29 protein-coding genes and 1 pseudogene are annotated in these 25,946 nt (G+C 57.2%); 16 read left to right on the top strand and 14 right to left on the bottom strand.

Going from position 1 to position 25,946, the window contains the following annotated elements:
- Positions 1–3: 3 nt before the first annotated feature.
- The 4 genes from EM6_RS16730 to EM6_RS16715 all read right to left on the bottom strand — a co-directional run bounded on the left by EM6_RS16730 (position 4) and on the right by EM6_RS16715 (position 2,476).
- Positions 4–285 carry a VirB3 family type IV secretion system protein gene (locus tag EM6_RS16730; protein ID WP_126424287.1) on the bottom strand — a complete coding sequence of 94 codons (282 nt, stop codon included), beginning with the start codon at positions 283–285 and terminating at the stop codon, positions 4–6.
- On the bottom strand, positions 285–605 hold the full coding sequence (locus tag EM6_RS16725; protein ID WP_126424286.1) for a TrbC/VirB2 family protein: 321 nt from the start codon (positions 603–605) through the stop codon (positions 285–287). The genes EM6_RS16730 and EM6_RS16725 overlap by 1 nt, the downstream gene beginning before the upstream one ends.
- A gap of 11 nt (positions 606–616) precedes the next feature.
- The gene (gene trbB, locus EM6_RS16720) at positions 617–1,537 is read right to left on the bottom strand and encodes a P-type conjugative transfer ATPase TrbB (RefSeq protein WP_126424383.1); all 921 of its coding nucleotides are present in this window, start codon (positions 1,535–1,537) and stop codon (positions 617–619) included.
- 225 nt (positions 1,538–1,762) lie between these two features.
- Positions 1,763–2,476 (bottom strand): SOS response-associated peptidase, encoded by a 714-nt coding sequence (locus EM6_RS16715; protein ID WP_126424285.1) that lies wholly within the window; start codon positions 2,474–2,476, stop codon positions 1,763–1,765.
- A gap of 108 nt (positions 2,477–2,584) precedes the next feature.
- On the opposite strand from EM6_RS16715, the gene EM6_RS16710 reads away from it, so the two are divergent.
- From EM6_RS16710 to EM6_RS16695, 4 genes are all read left to right on the top strand, one after another.
- Positions 2,585–2,947: a hypothetical protein gene (locus EM6_RS16710; RefSeq protein WP_126424284.1), complete on the top strand. Its 363-nt coding sequence runs from the start codon at positions 2,585–2,587 to the stop codon at positions 2,945–2,947.
- Between the two features lie 69 nt (positions 2,948–3,016).
- Entirely contained in the window at positions 3,017–4,072 is a 1,056-nt protein-coding gene (locus EM6_RS16705) for an endonuclease/exonuclease/phosphatase family protein (RefSeq protein ID WP_126424283.1), read from the top strand.
- On the top strand, positions 4,072–4,470 hold the full coding sequence (locus EM6_RS16700; RefSeq protein ID WP_126424282.1) for a hypothetical protein: 399 nt from the start codon (positions 4,072–4,074) through the stop codon (positions 4,468–4,470). The genes EM6_RS16705 and EM6_RS16700 overlap by 1 nt, the downstream gene beginning before the upstream one ends.
- Before the next feature lie 84 nt (positions 4,471–4,554).
- Complete coding sequence (locus tag EM6_RS16695) at positions 4,555–5,328, top strand: hypothetical protein (RefSeq protein WP_232037194.1); 774 nt, start codon at positions 4,555–4,557, stop codon at positions 5,326–5,328.
- A gap of 33 nt (positions 5,329–5,361) precedes the next feature.
- Here EM6_RS16695 and EM6_RS16690 read toward each other — a convergent pair whose 3' ends face one another.
- The 4 genes from EM6_RS16690 to EM6_RS16675 form a co-directional block, all read right to left on the bottom strand.
- A complete protein-coding gene (locus EM6_RS16690) occupies positions 5,362–5,748 on the bottom strand; it encodes a helix-turn-helix domain-containing protein (protein ID WP_126424281.1) in 387 nt (128 codons plus the stop codon).
- 80 nt (positions 5,749–5,828) lie between these two features.
- Positions 5,829–6,263: a hypothetical protein gene (locus EM6_RS16685; RefSeq protein WP_126424280.1), complete on the bottom strand. Its 435-nt coding sequence runs from the start codon at positions 6,261–6,263 to the stop codon at positions 5,829–5,831.
- Positions 6,264–6,275: 12 nt separating this feature from the next.
- Positions 6,276–6,638, bottom strand: coding sequence for a hypothetical protein (locus tag EM6_RS16680; protein ID WP_126424279.1), 363 nt, complete (start codon positions 6,636–6,638; stop codon positions 6,276–6,278).
- Positions 6,639–6,698: 60 nt separating this feature from the next.
- Positions 6,699–7,385: a helix-turn-helix domain-containing protein gene (locus EM6_RS16675; protein ID WP_126424278.1), complete on the bottom strand. Its 687-nt coding sequence runs from the start codon at positions 7,383–7,385 to the stop codon at positions 6,699–6,701.
- A gap of 202 nt (positions 7,386–7,587) precedes the next feature.
- On the opposite strand from EM6_RS16675, the gene EM6_RS16670 reads away from it, so the two are divergent.
- From EM6_RS16670 to EM6_RS16615, 12 genes and pseudogenes are all read left to right on the top strand, one after another.
- The gene (locus tag EM6_RS16670) at positions 7,588–8,097 is read left to right on the top strand and encodes an MOSC domain-containing protein (RefSeq protein WP_126424277.1); all 510 of its coding nucleotides are present in this window, start codon (positions 7,588–7,590) and stop codon (positions 8,095–8,097) included.
- 401 nt (positions 8,098–8,498) lie between these two features.
- Positions 8,499–9,239, top strand: coding sequence for an ImuA family protein (locus EM6_RS16665; protein WP_126424276.1), 741 nt, complete (start codon positions 8,499–8,501; stop codon positions 9,237–9,239).
- 13 nt (positions 9,240–9,252) lie between these two features.
- The gene (locus tag EM6_RS16660) at positions 9,253–9,510 is read left to right on the top strand and encodes a hypothetical protein (protein ID WP_126424275.1); all 258 of its coding nucleotides are present in this window, start codon (positions 9,253–9,255) and stop codon (positions 9,508–9,510) included.
- Positions 9,507–10,025: a hypothetical protein gene (locus EM6_RS16655; protein ID WP_126424274.1), complete on the top strand. Its 519-nt coding sequence runs from the start codon at positions 9,507–9,509 to the stop codon at positions 10,023–10,025. Before EM6_RS16660 ends, EM6_RS16655 begins: the two co-directional genes overlap by 4 nt.
- Positions 10,026–10,031: 6 nt before the next feature.
- A complete protein-coding gene (locus tag EM6_RS16650) occupies positions 10,032–11,552 on the top strand; it encodes a Y-family DNA polymerase (RefSeq protein ID WP_126424273.1) in 1,521 nt (506 codons plus the stop codon).
- Positions 11,552–14,779 carry an error-prone DNA polymerase gene (locus tag EM6_RS16645; protein WP_126424272.1) on the top strand — a complete coding sequence of 1,076 codons (3,228 nt, stop codon included), beginning with the start codon at positions 11,552–11,554 and terminating at the stop codon, positions 14,777–14,779. The genes EM6_RS16650 and EM6_RS16645 overlap by 1 nt, the downstream gene beginning before the upstream one ends.
- Positions 14,780–14,872: 93 nt before the next feature.
- Positions 14,873–15,030, top strand: a pseudogene (locus EM6_RS16640) (IS5/IS1182 family transposase); the annotation flags it as partial.
- Positions 15,031–15,139: 109 nt separating this feature from the next.
- Positions 15,140–16,387 carry an HlyD family secretion protein gene (locus EM6_RS16635; RefSeq protein WP_126424271.1) on the top strand — a complete coding sequence of 416 codons (1,248 nt, stop codon included), beginning with the start codon at positions 15,140–15,142 and terminating at the stop codon, positions 16,385–16,387.
- A complete protein-coding gene (locus EM6_RS16630) occupies positions 16,384–18,534 on the top strand; it encodes a peptidase domain-containing ABC transporter (protein ID WP_126424270.1) in 2,151 nt (716 codons plus the stop codon). The genes EM6_RS16635 and EM6_RS16630 overlap by 4 nt, the downstream gene beginning before the upstream one ends.
- Positions 18,535–18,849: 315 nt before the next feature.
- Positions 18,850–19,683 (top strand): hypothetical protein, encoded by an 834-nt coding sequence (locus EM6_RS16625; RefSeq protein ID WP_126424269.1) that lies wholly within the window; start codon positions 18,850–18,852, stop codon positions 19,681–19,683.
- Entirely contained in the window at positions 19,674–20,054 is a 381-nt protein-coding gene (locus EM6_RS16620) for a hypothetical protein (protein ID WP_126424268.1), read from the top strand. Before EM6_RS16625 ends, EM6_RS16620 begins: the two co-directional genes overlap by 10 nt.
- 11 nt (positions 20,055–20,065) lie before the next feature.
- Positions 20,066–20,296, top strand: a complete 231-nt coding sequence (locus tag EM6_RS16615; protein WP_126424267.1) for a hypothetical protein — start codon at positions 20,066–20,068, stop codon at positions 20,294–20,296.
- 871 nt (positions 20,297–21,167) lie between these two features.
- Here EM6_RS16615 and EM6_RS16610 read toward each other — a convergent pair.
- The 6 genes from EM6_RS16610 to EM6_RS16585 all read right to left on the bottom strand — a co-directional run bounded on the left by EM6_RS16610 (position 21,168) and on the right by EM6_RS16585 (position 25,854).
- Entirely contained in the window at positions 21,168–21,563 is a 396-nt protein-coding gene (locus tag EM6_RS16610; protein ID WP_126424266.1) for a CopG family transcriptional regulator, read from the bottom strand.
- Positions 21,564–21,573: 10 nt separating this feature from the next.
- The gene (locus EM6_RS16605) at positions 21,574–23,547 is read right to left on the bottom strand and encodes a conjugal transfer protein TraG (RefSeq protein ID WP_126424265.1); all 1,974 of its coding nucleotides are present in this window, start codon (positions 23,545–23,547) and stop codon (positions 21,574–21,576) included.
- Positions 23,548–23,672: 125 nt separating this feature from the next.
- On the bottom strand, positions 23,673–23,900 hold the full coding sequence (locus tag EM6_RS16600; RefSeq protein WP_126424264.1) for a hypothetical protein: 228 nt from the start codon (positions 23,898–23,900) through the stop codon (positions 23,673–23,675).
- A complete protein-coding gene (locus EM6_RS16595; RefSeq protein WP_126424263.1) occupies positions 23,890–24,525 on the bottom strand; it encodes an acyl-homoserine-lactone synthase in 636 nt (211 codons plus the stop codon). The genes EM6_RS16600 and EM6_RS16595 overlap by 11 nt, the downstream gene beginning before the upstream one ends.
- Before the next feature lie 70 nt (positions 24,526–24,595).
- Positions 24,596–25,345, bottom strand: coding sequence for a helix-turn-helix transcriptional regulator (locus EM6_RS16590; RefSeq protein WP_126424262.1), 750 nt, complete (start codon positions 25,343–25,345; stop codon positions 24,596–24,598).
- Between the two features lie 89 nt (positions 25,346–25,434).
- Positions 25,435–25,854 carry a helix-turn-helix domain-containing protein gene (locus EM6_RS16585; protein ID WP_126424261.1) on the bottom strand — a complete coding sequence of 140 codons (420 nt, stop codon included), beginning with the start codon at positions 25,852–25,854 and terminating at the stop codon, positions 25,435–25,437.
- Between the last annotated feature and the right edge of the window lie 92 nt (positions 25,855–25,946).

Here is a 25,946-nt window from a genome sequence, read left to right as displayed (position 1 = left end):
GTCTCACACATCGAAGTAGGAGGGCAGTCGTATGTGGCGACGGGCGACCTCGACGAAATCGGGATCCTTGCGTGCCGCCCAGACGGCCAGTGCGTGGCCGATCAGGCCCAGAACCAGTCCTGCGACCCACAGGCGCAAACCCAGCCCCAAAGCGGCGGCCACTGTGCCGTTGACGATGGCCAGCGCCCGCGGGGCGCCGGCCATCAGGATGGGCTCTATCAGAGCCCTGTAGACCGGTGCCGCGTAGGCGGGGGGGACGCCGTTGTCTGCGGAACCGGCCGACATCAGATCAGCGCCCCGCCGCCGAAGGAGAAGAAGGTCAGAAAGAAGGAGGAGGCAGCGAAGGCGATGGAGAGTCCGAAGACGATTTGAATCAGGCGTCGGAATCCGCCGCTGCTTTCGCCGAAGGCCAGCGTCAGCCCCGTGACGATGATAATGATGACCGAGACGATCTTGGCCACGGGCCCTTCGATGGATTGCAGGATGTTTTGCAGAGGTGTCTCCCACGGCATGCCGGAACCGGCGGCGAGTGCGGGGGCGGCGAACACCGCAGAGATGGCCAGAGTCGTGGCCGCGACCGTTACGAGGTTAGAACATGAACGCATGACGTATCCTTTCAGTGCGGGTGAGGGAGGGGGAAAAGCTGATACTCGCCGCCGGGTCCAAGCCCACGGACTTCGACAAGCTCTGAGAGGCGGCGTTCAAGGCCCCGGCCTTCGAGAACCGCGATGAGGTTGATGGTCTCGGCGATCAGATGTCGGGGAACGGTGACCGTGGCTTCCTGGATCAGTTGCTCCAGACGCAGCAACGCACCCAGAGCCGAACCGGCATGCAAGGTGCCGACGCCCCCGGGATGCCCAGTGCCCCAGGCCTTGAGAAGTTCAAGGGCTTCTGCGCCGCGGACCTCGCCGATGAGTATGCGGTCGGGACGAAGCCGCAATGAGGATCGGACGAGATCAGACAGGCTGGCGGTGCCCTCGCGGGTTCTCAGGGCAACACAATTGGGAGCGGCGCACTGAAGTTCACGGGTATCTTCGATCAGGATGACACGATCATCCTGCTTGGCGACCTCTGCCAAAAGGGCATTGGTCAGCGTCGTCTTGCCCGAAGAGGTCGGGCCCACCACCAGGATGTTACGACGCCTCAGAACGGCAGAGCGCAAGAGGTCAGCCTGTAGCTCTGTCAGAATGCCTTTTCGGACATAGTCGCCAAGCGTGAAGACGACGCCCGCGGGTTTGCGAATGGCAAATGTGGGGCCGGATACCAGCGGCGGCAGGAGGCCTTCAAAACGGGCACCGCTCTCGGGCAGTTCGGCGGACAGGCGCGGTGACGCCTTGTGGACTTCAACCCCCACATGATCGGCGACAAGCCGGATGATGCGTTCACCGGCTGAAACGCCGAGACTGCAGCCCGTCTCGACAAGACCGCGTCCTAACCGGTCGACCCAAAGGCGCCCATCCGGGTTCAGCATCACCTCGACCGTTTCCGGGTCCTCCATGAAGGCGGTGATGTCAGTCCCAAGCGCGGAGCGCAGCATAAGCGTGCTGCGCGACAACGCCATGGGGATGATGTTTTGTCCGTCTGCCATGTTCGTCTCCGGGGCCAAAGGCGGCGTGTGGAGAGCTCAGTGACAGCGACAAACGGAGCAACGGCAACTGGGAAATGAAGGGCGTAGGGCGTCGGCGTAGCTTTAGATTCAGACGACGGCAAATAATCCGTATGCTGATTATTTAATTGTCATTGACATGACGGCTATTGAAACCTAGAGCAACGAATCTTGCGTGGCGGACCCACCTGAAAGGCTATTCAACTCATCCAGATGCGGCCCGTCCTTGCGCCGTCCGGTCGCCACGACGCTTAGGCTACCGTCGGGTAGGGGGCGCTGCAGCAACTGAACCTCGCTCCATGAGCCCGTCATCCACAGGTCGCACTCGGCTTCCGTCGTCAGAATAACGGGCATAGCCTTGTCATGAATCGCGCCGACTTCGGCGTTCGCCGTCGTGGTCAGGAAGGCATAGAGGTCATCCGTCGTCTCGCCGTCCCTGACCTTGCGCACGGAGGTCCACTGAGGCGTCCAGATGCCGGCAAAGAAGAGCAGGGGGCGCTCAGGGCTTTGGGCGAACCAGTGGATGACATTGCTGCCGGACACCTGATCGGGCTCCGAGAAGGACGTAAACGGCACGAGGCACCGGTTTGCCGGATCCGTCAGCCATTTGGCCCAGTAGGGCTTGTCCGTGTTGCGGATATTGGTGACACCGGCATCGTAGTTTTTGCCCTTGAGCGTGAAAGGCGGAGAGGGCATCCCCCACCGGCACATGGCCAGTTCGCGGCCCTCGCCGGTGTTGCGCACAATGGGGCCAAACCCATTGGCGCCGATGTATTCGAACAGGGGCAGATTGCCGACCGATGATTTAAGGACCCGGGCAAGGGCGCGAATGGCCGCTTTATTGCTGGTCATTGAGTAGAGATTACACATCGGTCGTTCTTCCTGTGGGCCGTTCAGTGAAACCCAATATCGGCACCTTGCCAAGGGCTATAACAGCGTGGCACCCCACCGCTCTCGCTGACAGATCGGAAGGATGATATGAGCCTCAACCCCGAAGGCTTGGGCCTCTATCATGACCGCCTGGCCGCAATGATCGCCGCCTTGCGAGACCTGCCGCAACCGCTTGTCAAAGGTCGCGCCTGTGCGGCCGGCACCCTGACGTCCATGCAGCGTCGAATTGAAAAGCTGCTTACTGACTGGGAGACGCGGGCCATGACCGAGGTCGATCGAAAGGACGTCTCGCGTGATGGCGCGACCCTGCGTATGCTGCGCGAGGACAAATGGGTCTTTGCTGATTTTGAAGGTGTCGCGTTTGACCTGCCGCAGGCAGGTAATAGCCTGAGCTTTGTTGAGGCCATGGCGACGCTCGAAGCGGCGCAGGCGACCGCCGTTTCGGGGTAGTGCACCTCAAAACCGCTGGACGGCATCGAAGCCCTGTCGGTAAATGAGCCAATATCAAAGGAGCCCGTCATGACCCTGAAAACTGCCCCCTGGCTGGTAAGCGGCCTGTTGAGCCTTGTCATTACGGGCGGCGCTGCCGCGCAGGAGGCCGCACCGCGCCTGACCGTCATGACCTATAATGTCGAAAACTTCTTTGACGCCGAAGACGACCCCCGGACGCCCAATGGCTCGAGCAACGAGGTCATCAACACCCCGGCCTGGGTGTCGGCCAAAGCCGCAAACGTCGCGCGCGTCATCCAGCGCTTTGATTTCGGACGGGGGCCGGATGTCCTCGTCCTGACCGAGGTGGAAAGCCAGGCGAGCCTTGAGGCGATCAAAGGCGCACTGAATAACGCCGGTGCCGCCTATGTGACAGCGGTGCTGCTGGACGCCGATCCCAACCGTCCGGCGCCTAAGCCCGATCAGCGTGGGATCAAGGTCGCCCTTCTGTCCAAACTGCCTCTGGCCAATGGCTTTACACCTAAATCTTTCCCGGTGGATCTGACAAAGGCCTCAGACTGCAAGAGCCGCGATGGGTCTGCCGGTACGACGCGCGACCTTTTGCAGGTCGATCTGGCTCTGCAGGACGGTAAGACGCTGACCCTCTTTGGCGGACATCTGCCGTCCGGCGGCAATCCGCGCGTGTGCCGGGAAATCGCCGCACAGACGATAGCGGCCCTGGCCGCCAAACTGCCGCAGAGCCACGTCATCCTGGCGGCGGGCGACTTCAATTTCAACTGTGCGCCGGAAGAACGTAAAGGGCTTGCGGCGGCTTTTACCGGCTGGGTCTTGCCGGCACAACTGGACAATGTCTGCCGTGGCAACGGCAGCCAGTTCTATGGTCGCGAAAAGACCTGGTCCTATCTCGATGTCATCACCCAGAAGGCCAGCGGCGCGAGCCAGGACTGGGCCATAGATCCCAAGACCTTCCGCACGGTTCTGACCGACACTGAACAATTGCAGTGGGACGATCGAGATCAGGTCATGCGTCCCAAGGCCTTCCGCTTCAACGCCGAAACCGGCGAGGGGTCTGGCACCTCCGACCATTGGCCGATCGCCATTGATCTCGTTCGGGGAGGCAAGTAATGACCTTAACGACACTGATCGCCTTTGTGACAGGGCTTATCGCGGGCGCGGCTCTGACCTATCTGATAGGCATTAGACGGGATAAGACTTCGACGGAGGCCCTGCGCAATCCCTCGAAATACAAGCGGGCCGATCCGGAGGTTGCGCGTACGCTCGATAAGCATGATCGCGACCTGGCCGCAACGGATCCGCGCTGGGTCGAAGGCGAAGAAGGTGAGTTTGCCACCTTCACCTACGCCGATCGCGATGGCGTGGTCACCGAGCGTCGCGTCTCCAACTGGCGCAGCCTCGGTGCCTATATCGAAGGGGTGTGCCTCAACCGGCAGGAGGAACGCACGTTTCGCAAGGATCGGATTACCGGGTGGTCGGTGCAGTCCCAATCTGAGGTGCAGGCGTAAGGTAAAACCGCCTCATCTCAGATGGGAATGGCTTATTTGCAAAGCACGCTTTAGGAAACCCGCAGCCGCCGAGAGGAGCGACCGATGAAGCCTATAGCCCTGAGCCCCGTTTTGATGGCGGCCTTGTGCGTCCTGAGTGCCTGCGGCGCGCGAGAGGGCGAGGCACCCGATACGGCTTCCCGGGCAGACTCGGGAAACACAGCATCGGGCGGCATAGAGATCGTCGATCCCGTGTCGGCGGCCCCGGTTTCGCGTTCGGCGCTGGAAACCCTGCCTGCGACCGAGGCGGAGGGACCCGTGGCCTGTTCGACCGAAATCGGCGCGAAGGCGGCCGAGCGTCTTGCGAAGAGCTGCCGGAATGTATCCCCGGCGACGCATCCACCCTGCAACGTCGCCAACAGTTGCGCCCTGATGTCCGATGAGATTGCCCGCAGTTGCGCGCTCTTCGACGATAAGGACGCACCGATCGCCGACTGCCAGCCCGATCCCAAAAGTGCGCAAGCGGCAGCGGCGGTCATCCGCCTCTATTATTCGGCCATCAATGCGCGGGACTACGGCACGGCTTGGTCGCAATGGGGCGAGGACGGTCCGCCCAACCAGTCCTTAGCGCGGTTCAGCGCGGGCTTTGCAGAGACCCGGTCCTCCACGGTGACGATTGGAGAATTGCCCGAGGGCGATGCCGGGGCGGGGTCGGTGTTTCAGAGCGTGCCGGTCACCATCGATGCGGTGCTGAAGACTGGAGAGCATCAGCGCTTTAAGGGGAGCTACACGCTTCGCCGCGTCAACAATGTGGACGGGGCCACACCGGCTCAGCGCCGCTGGCATATCGAGTCGGCGAAACTGGCGCCGGTCAGATAGTTCGACGAAGAAGACACCGGCCACGAAACCGTTTTACTCTTTCTGCTCGGCGAGCAGAGCCTTGACCACGGAGACAACACTGCGTCTCATGGGCGTGCTCAACTGACTGAAATACCGGGAAAGCCTTTGTCCCTCGGAGGTGCGCGTGAAGGCCCAGATACGCGCTTCTGACTCAGACAGACCTTCGGGCGCTATATCATCCTGGCCCTCAAAGAAGTCGGACACCGGCACTTTCAGGAAACACGCCGCTGCATGAAGCCTTGAGGCGCTGATGCGGTTGTGACCGCTTTCGTATTTCTGGACCTGCTGGAAGGTGATGCCCAGGGCACTGGCCAAGTCTGTTTGGGAAAGTCGATTGGCTTCGCGAAACTCGCGAAGACGTTTGCCGACCTGAACATCAATGAAATGGGGATGAGACATGGACCTGAACGCGACCCCGCATACCAAGAAGCAGAAACCCAGCTTAGTTTCATTGGTGTAAGGGTGTCAGCCCTTACACCTCAGGCGTGCATTGTGGATTTCTTTCGTAAATATTCTGCTTCCAGCGCGGCGCCTCCCAGAGTCAGCGCGACGCCATAGCCGCCAAGCAATCCCATGGCGGTCAGATATGAGAAATACCCGACATATGGGACGAGATCGGCTGCAAAATGGGCCAGGAAGCTCGCCAGAACAAACACGGTCATAAAAAGAGTCCAGATTCTCCGGGAATAACAGGAGATGCTGAATACGATCAGCACCACGATCCCGTCCATGACCGTAATCAACATGCCCGGATCGTAGTTTTGCATTTGCAGTACGGGTGTCAGAAACCACGCCACCCAAATGACAATGGCGGTGGACCGCTCAGCCCAACCGCCTCGCCAGATGGCCAAGCTACCACACAACAGGACGGTTATGTGTCCCGCCCAGACCCAGATCAGGTGCAAATACTGCATGGCGCCTTCTGTTTAATTTGCGGGCTGTGGCTGCCCCTGATCCATGGCCTCAGTAAATTGGTCCTGCCGACCGGTAATAGGCTTATCATACCCTGTCCCAATCGCGACCGTAGCACAACCCATCTGGGTTTTGACCTCATTGAGGTGACCGTGCACAGAGATGATTTCGCGTCGGGCCTGGGCCAGCGCGTTGGCGCTGCTAATGATACCTTCGACCGCTTCCTGTCCCATCACCGCAGAAAGGCCGCCAGCCATGCGCATACGCAGCAGGGCGGCAAGCATCTCGCCCGTTTCCGTAAGCGCGCGATCGACTGCCTCTTCGGTCTGAAAGAGACGTTCAGCGCCCGCCAATACCATTTCCGATCGTTTCATCATCAAGTCTCCAGTTAGGGCCGGTCTCTTACCGGCTGGGTTATGCGCCCAGCCGGATACAGGTTATCCGGTCTGGCCGCTGAGTTCGCGAATGGCCTGGAAAATTCCGATCAGGGCCCCCATCACACCGCCAATGATCAGGACGACGCACAGGGTTAGTCCCAGAGTCAGAAGTGTCCATTGAAGGAGGTTGAGTTGGGCGAGCCAGCCATGGACGCCGTCTCGTCCGTGAGCCAGGCGCAGGCTGAGATCAGGGTAAAGACGAGCTTCTCCGGCGTGGTTTGGTATTCCTGCCGGATCGCCGAAAGCGTCTCGCTGATCAGATGCGCCTTCTCTGGCACTGCCAGGTATCTGAGCGCGGTCTCGATGTGCGCCCACTGCATCGTGACCGACTGTGGGTAAGGGGGCGTCGAGGGAAGCGTGGGGATGGTCATCGGTATCTCCGATAGGGGAGGGATGACCACAGGATGACGGTTCATGGCCGGTCTGCGCTATTCCCGATGACTGATATTCCCGTTCAGGGGGGATACCCAAAACGTCTGCGTGGTCGCTAAGAAAACGGGCCGCTTCCCGCCGACTAATGCCGCCCAACTTGTCGCGCACGGCGTCGGCATGCGCGCGCGCCGTATGCTCGCTGATGTTCAAAATCCGCGCGATTTCCTTGTCACGGTAATGGCGGGCGATAAGCCGCATCACCTCTTTCTGCCGCTGCGTCAGTGACGCCAGCTTTTCCTCAATCTGATCGGTCAATGTTCGTTAGCCCCGATTGACGCGCCCACATTAGAGTTAACGGAAGAGGCGCGGGATGACCAGTTAAGATTGTGTCAGGTTGGTGGTCCACCTCTGGCGGAGATCGCGGTCAGCCTCAGTTTTGCGATCTTTAAAGCTGGAGAATGCGCCTGTACGCGACTAAGCTGACGGCCAAAATTGCTCGTGACCGATGCCCTCCACCATGGCCTTTCATCCCAAGTCCAGTCTCGCTCATCTCCTGCAGGCTCCGGTGCGTCCCGGCACGGTGCAGTGGATAGGTTTGCGGCCGGAGCGGCGAGGAGAGATTATCGCTGCGGACGAGGCCCATCTGTCACCTGAGGTTGGCTTAATCGGTGACCATTATCAGGGACGAAGTGGCAACCGGCACCTGACGCTTATCGGCCAGGAGGACATGCATGCGATCGCAAGCTTCCTCGGCGTGTCCGTGCAGGCGCACGCGCTTCGGCGCAACGTCGTCACCTCAGGGATCAATCTGCTGGCGCTGAAGGATAAGCGCTTCCGGCTGGGTGAAGCGGTGCTCGAATACACCGGCGAATGCCATCCCTGTTCGCGTATGGAAGAGACGTTTGGTGTCGGAGGCTATAATGCCGTGCGTGGACACGGCGGGATCACCGCACGGGTCATCACGGGTGGCCGTTTTCGTGTCGGTGACCGCCTGATGCCTGAAATTGACGAAATACCGCAGCCGTGAAGCGGACGCGGGGCTACGAGCGGTTTGCCGAGCGCCACAGTTTGTAACCGCTGGCATTCCAAGTCTCCCAGACCCTGCCTGTTTTGGTGAATCCCGACATGCGAGGCCGGGATGACGAAGACATGGTAGTAGCTGTTGCGTCCTTCCTGAGTCCAATGAGGGCCGAGGAAGCATTTCCTCGGGCTGGATAGGCAACAGGCAATTCACAGAAATTTGTTCTTGATTTGTTTTCCAGGAGTCCGCCGTTAAGGATTTGTGACTCCTCACGATTCCACTCCGATCTGGTGCCCTGACAGTTTCTGGCAGCACGCAGACGCCGATCTTGGCCTATTGACTCTTGTTCCAATTAAAGAACAAAAAGCGAACATAGTCTTTGGCGTTCAGAAAGGATGCTTGATGTCATGCCCGCTGCCAACCCCGCCGTCCTCAGCGCTTTGCGAGACCGGATCGACCATATCGGCGGCCACAGTGCGCCCAGACGCGTCGTTCTCCCCTTCGGCGTTCCCGACATCGACACCCGTATTCCCAAGGGGGGGCTGGCCTTTGGGGCTCTGCACGAGATCGCCGGTGGCGCCAATGGCGCGGTAGATGGGGCCGCCGCCATCGCCTTTGCCGCCGGGATCGCGGCGCGCTCTGGGGGGCGTGTTCTCTGGGCCTATACGCAGCCTGATCTGTTTGCCCCGGCACTCGCCCGTTCAGGCCTCACCGATGACAAGGTCGTCTTCTTCGAAGCCGGCGATGAGGCCGCCGTGCTGGGGGCTTGTGAGGAAGCCCTGCGCCACGGCGGCCTCACCGCGGTCGTGGGCGAACTCGCCAATCTCTCCCGTGTCGCCTCGCAACGTCTTCTGATGGCGGCGGAGGGCACAGGGACGCTCGCCCTGATCGTGCGCCGCTGGCGCCGGCAGGTCGATGCCAAAGACTTTGGCCGCCCCACAGCCGCTTTTACCCGCTGGCGCGTCACCGAACTGAACTCGGCGCCTTTGCCGGTGCGCGGCGTCGGACGCGCGCGCTGGATGCTCGAACTGATCCGGGCCCGGGGCGGCGAGTGTCATGATTTCGAGGTCGAGGCCTGTGACGGGGAGGGGCGTATCCGCCTATGCGGGGACGCCCAAATGACAAACACCCTGCGGGCCGCATCTTAAGAGGAGGGAGACTATGCAGTTATTCGAGACACCGGATGAACACACCCAATTAGCCCTGTTCGATGGGGCCGCCGTCCTGCTCACGGTCGCCCGCCATGAGCGCGACTATATGGCCTGCGTGCAGAAGATCGGTCCCAAAGGTAGTGTCTATTACGATGTGGCCGGCTACAGATACCACGCCGATGGCTCGCCCCTGCCGCAATTGCCGCGCGCCCCCCAGATCCTCGACGTCGTTGATCTCTATCAGACCGATTACGCGGATATCGCATGAGTGAACTTGTCACCTGTGCGGGGAAGGTGGTGGCGCTGGCGCCCCTCGTCGCTATCGGGCCGGTATGGGCAAACGGCCTTTATGAAGACACGCATCTGGCGTTTCCGGTCCATATCCAGGGCCTGCCTCAAACCCTGTGGTTCCAGTCGGAGGATGGCTCAGAAGCGGAAAGGGCCGCACTCAGACGCGCGCATGCGCAACTCGTCGCCGCCTGGCGGCGTTATCATCAAAGGGACGGCGTATCGCCGGGCCTGTTCGACCTGACCCATCTTCTGATCAGTCTTCAGGCCATCTCAGCCGTCAGTCCCATCTATACGAAGACGCTCACGGTGGGCGGCTGGGGCAGCGTCAGCCGTCATCAGCCGATCTACGACATCCATGTTTCCGGCCTCAGCGAGCCCATTCGTCGCTCGGCCTCCGTGGCCGTGCCACTCGACGTCCTGACGGCTGAACGTGACGCCCTGCTTGAAGCCTGGGCCGACTGGGTCGATCCTCTCACGCGACAGGCGGTGTAGGGTGTCATGGCCCGCTACCTCAGCCTCTATCTGCCATTCTGGGGGACCGATCGTCTGCGCCGCGCTGTGGGCCTAGACGCGCTACCGCTTGAGCGACCTCTGGTGCTACAGAGCAAGGTCGGCAGCCGACGCCTCGTCACGGCGGTCGATGCGCACGCTCATCAACGCGGCGTTAGACCGGGCATGGCGGTGGCCAAGGCGCAGGTGCTGATCGAGGGACTTGAGGTGCGTGACGCTGAGCTGGAGCGCGACGCCGACGCGCTGGAGACACTCGCCGTCTGGGCCTTGCGTCTCTACTCACCCGTGGTGGCCGCGGATCCGCCGGATGGTCTGATCCTTGATATCACCGGCGCGGCCCATCTCTATGGGGGAGAGGCCGCTCTGGTCTCCGATATGCTGCGGCGTCTTGAGGCCCTCCACATCACAGCCTACGCCACCGTCGCGGATAGCTGGGGGGCCGCCCATGCCCTGGTGCGCTTTGCGGGTGAGTCTTCGCTGATCATTCCAGCGTGTAAGTCCGCCGAAGCGATACTGCCCCTGCCGGTCGCGGCGCTTCGCCTGTCGGCCGAGACGGTCGAGGAGTTGCGCCTCATCGGTATCGACACGATCGGTGAACTGGCGGCCAAGCCGCGCGCCCCGCTGGCGCTGCGCTATGGTCCCGACCTGTGGCGGCGCGTCGATATGGCGTTTGGGCGACTGGCCGAGCCCATTGAGCCCGTCCACGTCCCCGAACTGATCTCGGTCGAACGCGCTTTCTTTGAGCCCATCGGGGCACCTGACACGCTTGAGAAATATACCCGCCGTTTGACTGAAGCCTTATGCCTGAAACTGGAAGAGGCGGGGCTGGGGGCGCGACGGCTCGATCTGCACTTTGTGCGCGTCGATAGCCGCATCGAGACCATATCCGTCGGTACCGCGAAGCCGGTGCGCGACGTCAAGCGCCTGTCGAAACTGCTGATCGATAAGATCGAAACCGTTGAGCCGGGCTTCGGCATCGACAAAATGACCCTGTCCGCCCCTCTGGTCGAACCGCTGTCCTTCACCCAGGTCGCCACGAGCTTTGCCGCACCCAGCCGCCCGGACGTCGAAGATCTATGGGATACGCTCAGCAATCGCTACGGCGAAGGCCGACTTTACCGCGCGGTGGAGGTGGCAAGCGACATCCCGGAGCGCTCGGTCAGACGGCTCGCGCCTTCGGCATCCGTGATTGGCTCACCTCGCAATGCCCGCTATCGCCGCCCGGCGCGCCTTTATCGCCCCGAACCGGTGCAGGCGCTCGCGGCCTTGCCCGATCATCCGCCGCGCGCCTTTACCTGGCGCGGTCAGCGCTACAGCGTCGTCTGTGCCGATGGCCCTGAACGCGTCAAGGGGGAGTGGTGGGTCAGCGAGGCCGAAACTGGCAAGGTGCGCGACTACTATATCCTTGAAGCGGCCACGGGCGAGCGCTTCTGGGTCTTCCGGGCCGGTGATGGCGAACACAGCGGCACCGGCTCTCTCAACTGGTATCTGCATGGGAAGTTCGACTGATGCAGCCACCTTATGTCGAGCTTCAGTGCGCGTCCTACTTCTCCTTCCTGCAGGGCTGTTCATCCCCAGATGAGCTGTTCGTGCGCGCACAGACGCTGGGTCTTGAGGCGCTGGCCATTGCGGATCGCAACACACTCGCCGGTATGGTGCGTGCCCATGTGGCCGCCAAAGCGACAGGCGTGCGCCTGATCGTCGGCTGTCACCTCGATCTTAGCGATGGGTCTTCGCTTCTGGTCTATCCCACTGACCGGGCCGCCTATGCGCGCCTGTCGCGGCTTTTGACGGTGGGCAAGGCGCGGGGCGGCAAGGGGCGCTGTGACCTCACCTGGCAGGATGTCGAGGACTTCAATGCAGGTCTGATCGGCATCTTCCTCCCGGACGAGGCCGACGAGGTCTGCGCCCAGCGCCTGCGTCGCTTCAAGACCATTTTTGCCGAGCGCGCCCATATGGCGCTGACGCTGCGTCGCCGGCAGGGCGATCATCTGCGTTTGCATGACCTGTCGAACCTGGCGGCCAGGGTGCGCGTGCCCACCGTCGTCACCAATGACGTCCTCTATCATGTCCATGAGCGCGACCAGTTGCACGACGTGGTCACCTGTATCCGCCACAACTGCACCATCGACACCCTGGGGGATCTGCGCCACCGCTACGCCGATCGCTATCTGAAGACGCCCGAGGAGATGTATCGCCTGCTTCCGGGCTATGAGGGTGCCTTAAGGCGCAGCGCCGAGATCGCCGATCAGTGCCGTTTCAGCCTCGACGAGCTTAAATACCAATATCCGGAAGAAAAGCTTTTACCGGGACTGTCAGCCATCGACGCCCTCAAAAAACTGACCTGGGAAGGCGCGAAGCGGCGCTACCAGGAAGGCGTGCCGCAAAAGGTCATCGACCTTCTGCGCCATGAACTGACCCTGATCGAGAAGCTCAACTACGCGCCCTATTTTTTGACGGTGAATGCCATCGTCAACTTCGCCCGCTCGCAGGACATCCTTTGTCAGGGTCGAGGCTCGGCCGCCAACTCCTGCGTCTGTTTTGTGCTGGGCATTACGAGCGTCGATCCCGATCGCAACGATCTTCTGTTCGAGCGCTTTATCTCCGAAGAGCGGGGGGAGCCGCCCGATATCGATGTGGACTTCGAACACCAGCGCCGTGAGGAGGTGCTGCAATGGGTCTATGAGACCTATGGCCGTTCGCACGCCGCCCTTACCGCCGTCGTCACGCGGTTCCGCACGCGCGGGGCCATCCGGGCCGTGCTCAAGGTGATGGGCTATCCCGAAGATACGATCAAGCTGATCTCCAAACAGGTGACCCACTGGCACCGGGGCGGCATGACTTTGACCGAGGCCGAAGGCTTAGGGCTCAACCTCAATGACCGGCGCCTGAAGCTCGCCATCGACCTGCACCTGCTCTTGATGAACGTGCCGCGGCATTTGAGCCAGCATCCGGGTGGCTTTGTCCTGACCCACGACCGGCTCGACGAACTGGTGCCGATCCAGCCCGCGCGCATGAAAGCCCGGCAGGTCATCGAATGGGACAAGGACGATATCGACGTGCTGGCCTTCATGAAGGTCGATTGCCTGGGGCTTGGCATGATGTCGTGCATGAAGCGCTCGCTCGATATGCTCGCTGAGGTCAAGGGCATAAAGCTTGATCTCGCCACCATCCCGGCCGAAGACCCGCGCACCTACGCCATGATCCGCAAGGCCGATACGGTCGGTGTCTTCCAGATCGAAAGCCGCGCCCAGCAGGCCATGCTGCCGCGCACCAGGCCGCGGACCTTCTATGACCTTGTGGTGCAGGTCGCCATCGTCCGGCCTGGCCCCATCCAGGGCGGTATGGTGCATCCCTACCTGCGACGGCGTGAGGGCACGGAAGAGGTCACCTATCCCTCAAAGGAACTGGAGGCCATTCTCTCGAAAACCCTGGGCGTGCCTTTGTTTCAGGAGCAGGCCATGTCGGTTGTCATCAAGGCGGCCGGCTTCTCGCCGGGGCGCGCCGATATGGTCCGCCGCGCCATGGCCACCTTCAAACACACCGGCGGCGTCTCAAAATTCCATGACGAGATCGTGCAGGGGATGCTCACAAACGGCTACACACGGGACTATGCCGAACAGATATTCAGCCAGCTGGAAGGGTTTGGCTCCTATGGGTTTCCGGAGTCGCACGCCTATTCCTTCGCGCTGATCGCCTATGCCTCCTCCTGGATGAAATGCCATCATCCGGACGTCTTCTGCGCCGCGCTCCTCAACTCCCAGCCCATGGGCTTCTATGCCCCGGCGCAGCTGGTGCGCAACGCTAAGGAACACGGCGTGGCGGTCCGCCCGGTCTGCGTCAATGCCTCGCGCTGGGACTGTACGCTGGAGGAGACACACCGACCGGGACGCTATGCCGTGCGCTTAGGCTTCCGGCTCGTCAAAGGGCTAAAAAGCGCGGACATTGCTAGGATGATCCTGTACCGCGGAGATCACCCCTTCACATCCATCCCCGATCTGTGGAAGCGGGCGCGTACCCCGGTGGCGACGCTGCGGCAACTGGCTAAGGCCGATGCGTTCTCTCCCGCCCTCGGTTTAAATCGCAGGGACGCCCTGTTTGCCATCCGTGCCCTGCGCGATGATCCCTTACCCTTATTTGATCATCTGGAGGCGGGGGCAGGAGAGACAACCGCTATGCCTGAACCGCAAGTGATCCTCAAACCCATGACGGCCGGGGCCAGGGTGGTCGAAGACTACAATCACCTGGGCCTCACTCTCGGGACGCACCCCGTCTCGTTCCTGCGCGAAGAGCTGCGCCAACGCGGCCTGATGACCTGCGCGGACGCCATGGCCTCAAAAGATGGGCGCAGCGTCAGCGTGGCGGGCATGGTGCTCGTCCGCCAGAAACCCGGCTCCGCCAATGGCGTGATGTTCATGACGCTTGAGGACGAGACCCGCGACGCCAATGTGGTGGTTTGGGAGAAGGTCGCGGTCGCTCATAAGGCGGCCGTCTATGGCTCGTCCTTTGTGGCCATCAACGGCTATACCCAGCGCGAAGGCGAGGTGGTGCACCTGATCGCGCGCTCCGTCTTCGATCTGTCACCGCTTCTGGCCAGTGTCGGTGAACGCGACACACCGCTCAGTGTGCCCCGTATGCCCGGCGATGAGTTCCGCAATGGTGGCCCCGGACAGGATGCACGAGTGGCCAGAGCGCAGGGTGGGGGCTGGGTGCAGAAGAGTAGGGATTTTCGGTGAAGGAGACCGGTTTTGGCCGATAGTGTTGAAAAAGTCGGAGTTGCTAACGACCTGAAGTCCTGATTCACTGCTTTTGTAGCAGGGGTTTCGGTCATGATGGGCGAGCGGACGGTGATGCAGGCGGCACTGTTTTACGAGTTCAACCTCGAACGTCATGTGCCAACCGACCATCTATCCGCTCAATCGACCGGTTCGTTGACCTCTCCCACATTCGTGAGCACCTGCGGCCGTTCTACAGCGACATGGGGCGCCAACTGCCGGAGCGAACTCAAACGGGATAAAACCAGGGTCAACGTCGTGGAGCTTGACAATCATAGATAGAAAGACTTAGTTCGCTTTGCAGCCATAGGGGGGTAGTGCTTGAGCGATCTATTTCGAAAAGAAGTGTTCAAAGCTTCCGCCAAACGGTTGGATGGGAAGGTGATACTTTCGGTAGGGGGGCGATGGACGATATTCGGTTTCTTTCTTTCAGCTACGGTGCTGTGTTCTGCCTTGTTCGGATCAATGGCGACATTTTCGCGCAAGGAATCGGTAATCGGCTGGTTGGTGCCTATCGGTGGGATAAGTCGCTTGTCCGCGGAACAAGCCGGCGTTGTTGAGGATGTCCTTGTCAATGAGGGAGATCCGGTGAGAGCTGGTGAAGCTATATTGACCGTAAAGTCTTCGACGGATAGCGACTCAGAAAATGCTCTCACACGACGAGTGTCTCTCAAGAAAATGGAAGCCGATGCCTTTGATTTTGCTGAAAAGGCCAGATATGAGCAATTGAAAGCGTTAATTGGTGGGCTCTACGCAAAGAAAGAAATGTTGGTAGAGCAGCGTAATTACGTAAAAGAGAATTTATCACTGTTTAGCCGTAAGGAGCAAATATCATTTTCAGAACTGGAAAAAAACAAAAAACTACTTGAAAAAGGTTATATTTCAAGCTCAAGGCTCAATGAGCTGGAAAACAATTATCTGAGCGCGAAGGAAAGTTACGCCTCCTATAATTCTCAATTAATGGTTTTGGAACAACAGATTCAAGCTGCTGAGTCGGAGATTGAAAGCTCGAATGCAAAATTGAAGGAACAGGGACAAGTTGCAAATATTTCCAGAATTAATAATAAGCAACAAATAAATGAAATTTTCGACAGTGGAAAGTACGTAATAAAATCTCCGATAAACGGACGAGCATCAATCATACTGGTTGAACGTGGACAGTATATGAATGAGGGAATGACTGCAGTTGTTATGGTTCCCGAGAACGGTGCTCTATTTGCTGAGATGTTTGTAACGTCAGAAGCTGCGGGATTTATAAAAGTTGGCCAGAACGTTTCGTTGAAGTACTCGGCGTTTCCGTATCAAAAATTCGGTACTGGTCATGGAACTATCATTTCCGTTTCGAATACGGTCATTGCTCCTTCAGAGATAAATGCTCCCGGAGTTAAGATAGATTCTCCTGTGTTTAAGGTTAGGGCAAAATTGAAGGATGGATTTGTGAAGGCATATAATGAAAAAATCCCACTTCAACCCGGAATGCATTTTACCGCAGAAATAATAATAGATAAGCGTAGTATTTGGGAGTGGATTATGGATCCTATATTCGCAGCCGGGCGCCTTGCGAAATGACCAATATTTGGACTGGCATTAAAAATTCTTATCGCATGCCCATGATTTATCAGGCTGAGGCATCAGAGTGTGGATTGGCGTGCCTAGCAATGGTGTCAAATTTTCACGGGCATAGGATTGACCTAAATGGAATAAGAAGACGATTTAATGTGGGTCTTAACGGGCTTAATCTGTCTACAATGATCGACCTATGCCAGCAGCTAGGCTTGTCTGCTAGAGCATTAAGATTGGAATTGCATCATTTGGGTGAGCTCAAGATGCCCGCAATCCTGCATTGGGAACTAAACCATTTCGTTGTTTTGAAAAGTGTAAAAGGTAAAAAATTTACCGTATTAGATCCAAATTTAGGGGAAATAGAATACGGCATTGAAGCTTTCTCTGAAAAATTTACTGGTGTGGCACTGGAGATAGTAAAACCGCAAAATTTTAATATTATATTTGATAAATCGAAAATTGGATTAAAAAATCTGGCGTCCGGATTTGAGGGATTGTACAAATCGTTTGTATATATTTTGTTCGTTTCGTTGTCACTTCAATTGCTGGTATTAGCAGCACCGTTCCAAGTTCAAATTGTCATTGATGAAGCAATCGGGCGAAGCGATGACAGCTTACTCATTGTCGTAGCGGCAGGTTTTTTTATACTGGCAATATTACTTGCTGTGATTAGCGGTCTTCGTGAATGGTCCATTCGGCTTTTAGGCTTTCAGCTTGTATATCAGATAGTAGGCAATTTGATGCAGCATGTAATGAAGCTTCCGATTGGGTTTTTTGAAAAACGGCATATGGGAGACATACTCTCCCGCTTTGGGTCGACTAAGACCATTCAACAAGTTCTTACTCAGGGTATTGCTTCAGTGCTAATCGATGGCACCATGGCGCTGGTATCTGCATCAATTTTAATTTTTTATTCTATGAAACTGTCTGCAATAGTTTTTGCGGGACTGTTCCTAATTGGTGCGATCAATTGGGCCTTTTATCCAATCATTCGCGATCGGTCAGAGGCACAAATTGCGAATTCAGCTAATGAGCAAACATACTTGATGGAGACTCTACGGGCGATTTCTCCGATCAAAATCATGGGTTTTGAATCTGTCCGTGAAGCTAACTGGAGGAACCTATTTAGCCTTGTCTTCGATTCCGCAGCAAAATCTGCACGCGTAGAGATTTTCTTAAATTCCATCGTCATGGCAGCGAACGGTATTCAGACGGTTGCGATACTATATTTCGGCGCAAAATCGATCTTAAATAACGAAGGATTGTCAGTCGGTATGTTGGTGGCGTTTTTGGCCTTTCGACAAATATTTGTCGACCGATCACTAGCATTGGTGCAGCAATTCACACAATTCCGCTTAATTTCACTACATATGGATCGATTGAGTGACCTAGTGCATGCCACTTCTGAAGATATGGGGGGGCAGGAGGACTTGCGAGCCGTTGAAGGTGATATCGAACTTCAAAATTTATCTTATCGTTATGGAGACGCTGACAGGTGGGTTTTTAAGGATGCAACGCTCAAGATCCAAGCTGGAGAGTATATTGCAATAACTGGCCCTTCCGGTGGTGGGAAGAGCACGTTGGTCAAGCTAATGCTCGGCTTGATGCCACCTAACGAAGGAACCATAAAGTTGGATGGCCATGAGGCAACCCCCGCTCGCTGGAGAAGCTGGAGGGCATCTGTTGGATATGTAGCTCAAAATGATAACCTCTTATCGGGGACCATTGCCGAGAATATCTCATTTTTTAGTTCGGATTTCGATACTGCTACAATTCACGAAGCCGCCAAAATCGCGCAAATTCACAATGAAATACTGAAAATGCCGATGGGCTATCATACTCTAGTGGGAGATATGGGGTCGAGTTTATCTGGAGGCCAGAAACAGAGATTGCTTTTGGCAAGAGCGCTATATCGCAAACCGAAAATATTGATTTTAGATGAGGGGACCGCCAATATAGATGAAGAAACAGAAGAAATTATATCGCAAATTATACGTGAATTAGACATTACTAGAATCGCAGTCGCTCATAGACCTTCTCTAATAAAAAAAGCCGATAGAATTGTGGATGTATATGGCGCTAAAATAACGGAAGTAAATTCATATGTAATTTCCGATGGTATTGATCTTAAATCATTTGAGATTTCTCGCTGAAATTTAAAAATTCACTTGAATCATATTATTTGACATGTATGATTGTATTTGCGGGGATTTCCCGCGATCGTATGTCATGGAGAATTTTTATGAGAGAGTTGTCTGTAGACGAGTTGAGCGAAGTTGTGGGTGGGGATCAAGTTTGTACACGCACGTGTACTTATATCTGCAATGAATCTGGTAGCTGTCTTCGGTTTTGCAAAGAAGAGTGCTCCGACAACGGTACCTGGGTTTGATTTAGAACTACCGTCGTACTGATGGACTTGGAAATGGTGCGCTCGTGATTGTCTCGAGCGCACTTCTAAGGGGGCTCCCGTGAAGCTAAAGTCGGTTTATATGTTTTGGATTGCGTGTTTTTTTGCGGCTGCGATGTCTTTCGGGTCCTCGGTTGCAGAGGTTGAGTCGCCCGGACTGCAGGCTGCAGTGGAAGCGCGGGATGCTGAGAGGGCTGTTGCGCAAGGGGCGGCCCCAATTTGCTCTCTTGAAAATGGCGGCACCTTGCTAAGGTATGTCGGCCCATCCGACGGTCCGCTGTTGAAATGTCTGGGGCGCCATATCGATCGTAAAAATTTAAAACTGAGAATAACTTCGGCAGGTGGAGAGGTTGAGAGTTCGATCGCAGCGGCAAATATAATTTATGCTAAGGGATGGCCAGTTGAAGTACTGGGACGATGCGCGTCTAGTTGTGGAAATTATGTCTCAGTGGCGGCTCGAAGACTTACTGTCCTTCCATTTTCGACTATACAACTTCACGGGGGGCCATCGAAAGTTGATGATAAACTCGAAGAAAAAATAAAAAATTCTCTTGTAAATGCTGGAGTGTCTGATCCGGACGAATTAGCTCGAGAACTTAAGCGAAACGTGGGTGTTGCTGTTCACGTTTATGAGACGCATGAAAATTTTCGCCTTGCACATAAAGTGGGTCTGTATTGGTATGATCTCTCCGATGAATTGAAATTATTAGACAGTGCAGCAAAATCTCAGACTTTGACTGTTGCAGACCCATTGATGTATAGATCATGTACAAAAAGAAAAATTGTTGATTACTGGTTTCCGAAATCAGCAAAGGAATGGTTTATAGTTCAGGAGTTATACAAAGGACGAAATTTTATTCATCGACAGATACAGGGTGCTTATGTATGCAATTAATTGATCTCCATGGCCTAACGTTTGCGCAGGTTCAAGCCGAAATAACGCAATGCGATGCCTGCTTCTTGATGGTAGGTATGGACGGATGTAAACCCTGCCACAATTTGAGTGAAACGTTATTATCTATTGTGGAAATGGAAATGGACGTTGCAGTATTCACTTGGATTACAGCAGAAGATGATGCTTTAGATAAAGTCTTGGAAATTTTTAAATTGGCTGAGTTTCCCGGCTTTCTTTTTTTTCAAAAAGGTCAATTGCGTCGGAAGTGGGCTGGGTTTTATTCAGAAGGATCTCCGCGGGAACACGCTGAAAAGCTGCATGAACTTATCTATAATTGCGTGAAGCAGAATGAGGATATGGACGCGTCATGAGAGAGGATCGAATGATCGAAGATGTACCTTCAAATTCATTTATTGCGACAGCTTCAGATGTATTGAAAACAGGGCTTGCATTTGTAGCTTCTGAAGTTTTTGACGCTAGAATTGCTCTTTGTTCGAAGTGTCCTCATCGTGACATCGCACAGGCGCGGCTCGTGTGCGGTTTCTGTGGTTGTTACATGTCGGTGAAAGCCCGTTTTGTCGCCACTCGGTGTCCGGTTCATTTGGATTGGTAACGCTGCTCTTCGCTCACGTTTTCAGCCCAATGGCCCCGTCGCTGCGAAACGACCAAGTTGAAGAACAGTTGACGAACATTTGCTTTTTTTGTGATGTCGGCGCTATGAGCGGTCACGCCGTAACCGGGAGTCGAAAACCAGGCTAGAGCGTTTCCCCTTCCGAATGAATCGGGGGGGATTCCCAAATCAGCGATGATCTGGTTCAAGTTGTCTGTCGACAGGGAGGCCTACTGGTATGGCAACTGCACTTTCGGTGGATATTCGGGAACGCGTTCTGGCTGCGGTGGCAGGTGGCGCGACGCACAGGGATGCTGGAGGACGGTATAATGTGAGCGCCGCCAGCGTAAGCCGTTGTCGCCATCAAGAGAAAGATCGGGGGCACCTGCGCCCCAGTCCCCCAAGGGGGCGATCGCCGATCTCGAAAAACCGAGGCCCACGCTGAGGCTATACTGGGCTGGCTCGCGGACACCCGCGGCAGCACACTCCACGAACTGCGCGATGCCTTGTCTTTGAAAGGCATTGTAATCAGTCAATTTGTGTTGCATCGCTTTCTGATCCGTCATGACCAGACGCGTAAAAAAGACTGGCTGTAGACCGGCGTGCAAAAAGGACTGAGCCGCCCCGGGTTTGCTGGAGGCTCCAACTTCTGAGAAGATTCAGCTACCGTACAGGTGATTGTCCCAAGGGTGCGGTTGGAGGTCCGCTATCGGACCAGACTTCTAGCGTTCCTGGAACGTCCGCAGTGGGCGCTTCTCTGACAATCGTTCCCTGGCAATAGGAAAAGGCAACCGCTTTTGAAGTTCAAAGAGAAGGGGCGATCCCTCGCAAGGACCAGGCTTGTCGCACCATCCTTTTGGAACGGTCGGATCTTTCAGGTCTCCTCCGCTGAAGCCAACCTATCGCTGCTTTTTGCACCTCTCGCGAGGCGCTGCCCCAAGGCTTCCATGTATCTATCGTATCGCTCGGTAACCGACGCGCGTGTGGCGGCGTCAGGTTCAGGGTTTGAGGGATTTGCTGCGAGCCAAAGCCAGATAAACACGAAGAACCCCTCGATTGAGATGTTCGTGTCTCTCGACAGCTTTTCGAGCTGGCGGTCCATGCGACTGAGACGACGCAGCATCTGGCTCTCTCGTGCCTCAGGATCCACGAAGGCCGCAACAGCGGCTTCGACCATGATCGAGAGCGGTTGACGACGACGCGCGGCATAATCCGCAAGGTGGGCATGCACGTCTGGTTCGAGATAGATTGTCATCCGTACCTTCTTCATGGCGCTTCTCTCACAAGCTTATTCCGTCATCTGGATCAAGCACCGCTTGCTGGGCCAGAGAGCCGCTGGAGCGTTGGGCTTCGTGAAGCTGGGCGATCTGAGATTTTCTGCGCTCTTGCGATGGCCCGTAGTCAAAAGGCAGTGATGGTTGAACCGATTTTGCAGTTTCCCCAAGTTCGTGTTGCAGACGCTTTTCCTTGCCTTTTGTCGTCGCGACGGCGGGCGGTTCCTCGATTGCCTGAGTACAGGTCACGGGTTGTCTCAGCGGCAGCCGAGTCCAGTCGTCGGGGCGGCCGGGGAGTTGTGAGGATCGCTTGGGGGGCGAAAGGACGCGCTCTCCAAACCGGCCATCCTCATAATAGCGCACCTTTTTGGCGCGAAGGGGCGCCATGCCGGAGACCATGACGATGGCGTCCGACGGGGGAAGTTGCATGACTTCGCCGGGCGTCAGGAGCGGGCGGGCGGTTTCTGAGCGCGAGACCATCAGATGGCTGAGCCAGGGGCTCAGACGGTGGCCAGCGAAGTTTTTCTGGTCGCGTTGTTCGGTCGCCGTGCCGAGGGCTTCAGATATGCGGCGGGCGGTGCGCTCATCATTAGTCGCAAAGGCCACGCGCACATGACAATTATCGAGGATCGAATTGTTGGCGCCGTAGGCTTTTTCGATCTGGTTGAGACTTTGGGCGATCAGCACGGAGCGAATGCCATAACCGGCCATGAATGCCAGGGCGCTTTCAAAGAAATCGAGGCGACCGAGCGCGGGAAACTCATCGAGCATCAACAACAGTCGCTGACGCGCGCCAGGGTTCAGTTCTTCGGTGAGGCGCCGTCCAATCTGGTTCAGGATCAGACGGATCAGGGGCTTGGTCCGGCTGATGTCAGAGGGCGGCACGACCAGATAAAGGCTTGTCGGGGTCTGCGGATCGACGAGATCGGCGATGCGCCAGTCGGACCGCCCGGTGACGGCGGCGACGACCGGATCGCGGTAGAGCCCCAGAAAGGACATGGCGGTGGAGAGGACGCCTGACCTTTCATTCTCGGATTTGTTGAGGAGTTCGCGGGCTGCCGAGGCGACAACGGGGTGCGGGCCTACATCCCCCAGATGAGGTGTCGTCATCATGGCGGACATGGTCGTGGCGAGAGAGCGCTGCGGGTCCGACAGAAAATTGGCGACCCCGGCAAGCGTTTTATCGGCTTCGGCGTAGAGGACGTGCAGGATGGCGCCGACCAGGAGACTGTGGCTCGTCTTTTCCCAATGATTGCGTCGCTCCAGACTGCCTTCGGGGTCGACCAGAACATCGGCGATGTTTTGCACATCGCGCACCTCCCACTCACCCCGGCGGATTTCCATGAGGGGGTTATAGGCGGCCGATGATAAGGCGGTCGGATCGAAGCGAAGGACGCGCCCGAAGCTTGCCCGAAACCCTGCCGTCAGCTGCCAGTTTTCGCCCTTGATGTCGTGGATGATGGCGCTGCCCGGCCATGTCAAAAGCGTGGGCACGACCAGTCCCACCCCCTTGCCAGAGCGCGTGGGCGCAAAACAAAGAACGTGTTCAGCCCCGTTGTGACGGATGTAGTCCTTGCCACATTTGCCCAGCACAATGCCATCCGGGCCCAGCAAGTGGTTTGCGCGAATGGCATCCAGATCGGCCCATTGCGCCGACCCGTAGGTGTCGGTTTTTCTTGACGCTCGGGTGCGCCAGCTTGAGAGGATGAGGGACAGGGGTACGGCCAGTAAACTGCCCCCTGAGGCAATGACCGCGCCTTCAAGAAACACCCTGGGGGCGTAGGCGTCATAGGCATACCACCACAGGAAAAACGCGTGGGGCGGATAGACAGGCACGCCCAGCCCTTGCAGCCACGCAACGCCTAGGCCGGCCTGAAACCCCAGACGCCAGGCCGTGTATTGGGTGGCCGCCCAGACGGCGATGATCACCGTCGCAATCACCGCGAAGATTTGCCCCCACATGATCCGGGATGATGGCATGTCGCCCTCCAGCTTGAACGGGAAGGATCGGCCACCAAGGCTCGGTCGGCAATGCCTACAAGCCAGCGGGCGAAGGAATAGAAAGGCGATCAGATGAGTAGAAGCCGAAGCGTAGAGGTGCGTAGTTATCGTCCGTTCCCGGAGGAATGGCCATTAGGCTGTTTGCGAAACCGCCGTCGCCGTTCTTTAACATAGGCGCTTTCGCTCGCCGTCACGCATCGCGTCAGGTGAGGGACCAGATAGGTCAGGTTTGAGGCTTGCGCGGTTTCCAGCAGAAAACGCAGGGCGGCAACGATGCGTTCGGCCACCATATCCGGGTCTTCCGCTGTGGGCAGGTCGTCATCAGGCGACATCGCGAACCTGACCCTGCGCACCGATCAAACCGAGAGGACGGTTGATCCCGGTGACAGCGCACGCGGCGAGGTAGGCGTCTTCGGTTATCTCAATGGCCGCCGCCTGAATTTTCGAGTGAATGCCTATGGCGCGGACGGGCCCAAGCGGTGTCAGGGGAATCCCGTTGCGGGCGAAGACGCTACGCAGGATCAGGGTGGGCATCAGACCGATGATGCGGTCCGCTCCCCGGCTGAGGCCAAATTCCAGATAGCCCGCGGCGAGTTGCTGGAGGATGTGTCGTCGTTTGTCGGCGGGCAGGGCGTTGTCGATGCAAAAACGCGTACCTTCCCAGGTGCGCTCGCTGCTGAAGATCGAGTGATCCTCGACGAGGTCCGGGAAGTGGTCCTTCAGCATGCACCCGTAGGCGACGGGAGTCAGCCGGCTGCAGCCCAGAGCGGTTTTTCCGTCTTCGCTGTAGACGAGATAGGCCGACACCAGAGTGTCGTATTCATCGAACTCCATATCCTCGATGATTTTGACGTCGTACTTCTGGCGCTCAATGAACTGCCTGTGACGCAGGCGGAACTGGCTCAGGTACAGAGAGGGACACTGACTAATCGTGCGGGCCGAAACGATCGATAACATCCTTCAATCCTCCGTGGACAGAGCATTGAAGATGTCAGACGCGTTTGCGATTCGGCATCACCCGTAAGGGTTAGGCGGGATTGATCAGGTTTAATCGTACCGCGCAGGAGATGGCGTGAATGCGGTTATTGACGCCGAGTTTTTCGAAGATCTTCCGGAAATGGCTGTTGACGGTGTTCTCGGTGATCGCGAGTTGCCTGCCCAGTTCGCGATCAGTGATGCCATGGGAGGCCAGTTGCAGGATATCGATTTCGCGCGGGGTGAGCCCGGCGAGGGAGCCTGGCGGCGGCCGGTGCTGGAGGGCAAGCTCTTTCAGACGCCGGTAGAGGAGCGAGGAAAAGGCCCACAGCGAATTGAGGTCCCTCAGGTGTTCATCGGTCTTTGATGAGGTCGCGAGCGCCACACCGCCGATCAGGGTCGCTGGCCCCATAAAGGGCAGGCCTATGCCATTGTTCAGTCCGGCCTCTTCGGCGAGGCTGAGAAAGCTCTTTTGCAGGGCGGAGAGAGGGGCGAGACGGTCTATCTCGCTCCAGTAGAAGGGGCTGACATAGCCCTTGGCGAGATTGGCGACCGGATCGAAGCGCACGCAGTTGCGGTCAGCGTAATATTTTTGCCAGTCCTCGGGGTAGGTGGTTTTCAGTCCGAAGCCCAGATGGCTTGCCGGGAAATCGAAATCCCGGATCAGGGAGACATTGTACATGTCAAAGCCGAGCGCCATCACGGCGCGCCCGAAGCTGTCGAGAACGTCTTCGCGGGTTTGCGCTTTGGCACTCTCCTCTACGAAGGTGAACCAGGTGGCGCTTAATAGGGTATGCGGCATTTTCCCCTCGTCATGTCACAAACCGCGGCGTCACGGGCCGACCCGCGGTTTATTGAAACGCGATGAGGTGCGCCTCTCCCGTTTCCGGGCTACACCTCCGGTACTCGGGTCTCTGGCCTCGGCGTCGCCATAGCGCGCGCCAGACCGAGGAACTGCTTACGAACGTTTGGGTCTTCGATGCGCGGAAACACGGACGCCATTTCCAGACCTTCGGGACACTCCAGAAACACCGCCACCTCAGACCGCATATCGGCCCCGCCTAACTCTGCCTCAGCGCTGAGGTCTTCGAAGAAGTAGGAGACCCGGACGCTTAAGGCCTGTGCGGCTTCAAACAGCTTGGACGCACTGATGCGGCTGCCGGCGGTCTCGTACTTCTGGACCTGCTGGGCCGTTACCCCAAGCGCTGTGGCCAGCACGTCCTGTGACATGCCAAGACTGCGCCGCCGCTTACGCAGCATCGCCCCAACGTGCAGGTCCACGGGCTCCGGTGCTTTGTGATCTGCGTCCATGGGATGCCATGCGAAAAGGATTTGCTCGCCGAATCTGAGCTAAACTTATTGTGGTTTGGATTTCTTAATTTGCAACAAAAAATTGATCCGCT

It is taken from the genome of Asticcacaulis excentricus (assembly GCF_003966695.1).
In the GTDB taxonomy this organism is placed as follows: domain Bacteria; phylum Pseudomonadota; class Alphaproteobacteria; order Caulobacterales; family Caulobacteraceae; genus Asticcacaulis; species Asticcacaulis excentricus_A.
Note: the sequence above shows the minus strand (reverse complement) of the source record. Positions and strands in the feature narration are given on the sequence as shown.

Bases quoted from the DNA above. Each gene is read 5' to 3' on its own strand.
- EM6_RS16730 (WP_126424287.1), bottom strand. From the start codon at position 285: ATGTCGGCCGGTTCCGCAGACAACGGCGTCCCCCCCGCCTACGCGGCA.
- EM6_RS16725 (WP_126424286.1), bottom strand. From the start codon at position 605: ATGCGTTCATGTTCTAACCTCGTAACGGTCGCGGCCACGACTCTGGCC.
- trbB (WP_126424383.1), bottom strand. From the start codon at position 1,537: ATGCTGCGCTCCGCGCTTGGGACTGACATCACCGCCTTCATGGAGGAC.
- EM6_RS16715 (WP_126424285.1), bottom strand. From the start codon at position 2,476: ATGTGTAATCTCTACTCAATGACCAGCAATAAAGCGGCCATTCGCGCC.
- EM6_RS16710 (WP_126424284.1), top strand. From the start codon at position 2,585: ATGAGCCTCAACCCCGAAGGCTTGGGCCTCTATCATGACCGCCTGGCC.
- EM6_RS16705 (WP_126424283.1), top strand. From the start codon at position 3,017: ATGACCCTGAAAACTGCCCCCTGGCTGGTAAGCGGCCTGTTGAGCCTT.
- EM6_RS16700 (WP_126424282.1), top strand. From the start codon at position 4,072: ATGACCTTAACGACACTGATCGCCTTTGTGACAGGGCTTATCGCGGGC.
- EM6_RS16695 (WP_232037194.1), top strand. From the start codon at position 4,555: ATGAAGCCTATAGCCCTGAGCCCCGTTTTGATGGCGGCCTTGTGCGTC.
- EM6_RS16690 (WP_126424281.1), bottom strand. From the start codon at position 5,748: ATGTCTCATCCCCATTTCATTGATGTTCAGGTCGGCAAACGTCTTCGC.
- EM6_RS16685 (WP_126424280.1), bottom strand. From the start codon at position 6,263: ATGCAGTATTTGCACCTGATCTGGGTCTGGGCGGGACACATAACCGTC.
- EM6_RS16680 (WP_126424279.1), bottom strand. From the start codon at position 6,638: ATGATGAAACGATCGGAAATGGTATTGGCGGGCGCTGAACGTCTCTTT.
- EM6_RS16670 (WP_126424277.1), top strand. From the start codon at position 7,588: ATGGCCTTTCATCCCAAGTCCAGTCTCGCTCATCTCCTGCAGGCTCCG.
- EM6_RS16665 (WP_126424276.1), top strand. From the start codon at position 8,499: ATGCCCGCTGCCAACCCCGCCGTCCTCAGCGCTTTGCGAGACCGGATC.
- EM6_RS16660 (WP_126424275.1), top strand. From the start codon at position 9,253: ATGCAGTTATTCGAGACACCGGATGAACACACCCAATTAGCCCTGTTC.
- EM6_RS16655 (WP_126424274.1), top strand. From the start codon at position 9,507: ATGAGTGAACTTGTCACCTGTGCGGGGAAGGTGGTGGCGCTGGCGCCC.
- EM6_RS16650 (WP_126424273.1), top strand. From the start codon at position 10,032: ATGGCCCGCTACCTCAGCCTCTATCTGCCATTCTGGGGGACCGATCGT.
- EM6_RS16645 (WP_126424272.1), top strand. From the start codon at position 11,552: ATGCAGCCACCTTATGTCGAGCTTCAGTGCGCGTCCTACTTCTCCTTC.
- EM6_RS16630 (WP_126424270.1), top strand. From the start codon at position 16,384: ATGACCAATATTTGGACTGGCATTAAAAATTCTTATCGCATGCCCATG.
- EM6_RS16620 (WP_126424268.1), top strand. From the start codon at position 19,674: ATGCAATTAATTGATCTCCATGGCCTAACGTTTGCGCAGGTTCAAGCC.
- EM6_RS16615 (WP_126424267.1), top strand. From the start codon at position 20,066: ATGATCGAAGATGTACCTTCAAATTCATTTATTGCGACAGCTTCAGAT.
- EM6_RS16610 (WP_126424266.1), bottom strand. From the start codon at position 21,563: ATGAAGAAGGTACGGATGACAATCTATCTCGAACCAGACGTGCATGCC.
- EM6_RS16605 (WP_126424265.1), bottom strand. From the start codon at position 23,547: ATGCCATCATCCCGGATCATGTGGGGGCAAATCTTCGCGGTGATTGCG.
- EM6_RS16600 (WP_126424264.1), bottom strand. From the start codon at position 23,900: ATGTCGCCTGATGACGACCTGCCCACAGCGGAAGACCCGGATATGGTG.
- EM6_RS16595 (WP_126424263.1), bottom strand. From the start codon at position 24,525: ATGTTATCGATCGTTTCGGCCCGCACGATTAGTCAGTGTCCCTCTCTG.
- EM6_RS16590 (WP_126424262.1), bottom strand. From the start codon at position 25,345: ATGCCGCATACCCTATTAAGCGCCACCTGGTTCACCTTCGTAGAGGAG.
- EM6_RS16585 (WP_126424261.1), bottom strand. From the start codon at position 25,854: ATGGACGCAGATCACAAAGCACCGGAGCCCGTGGACCTGCACGTTGGG.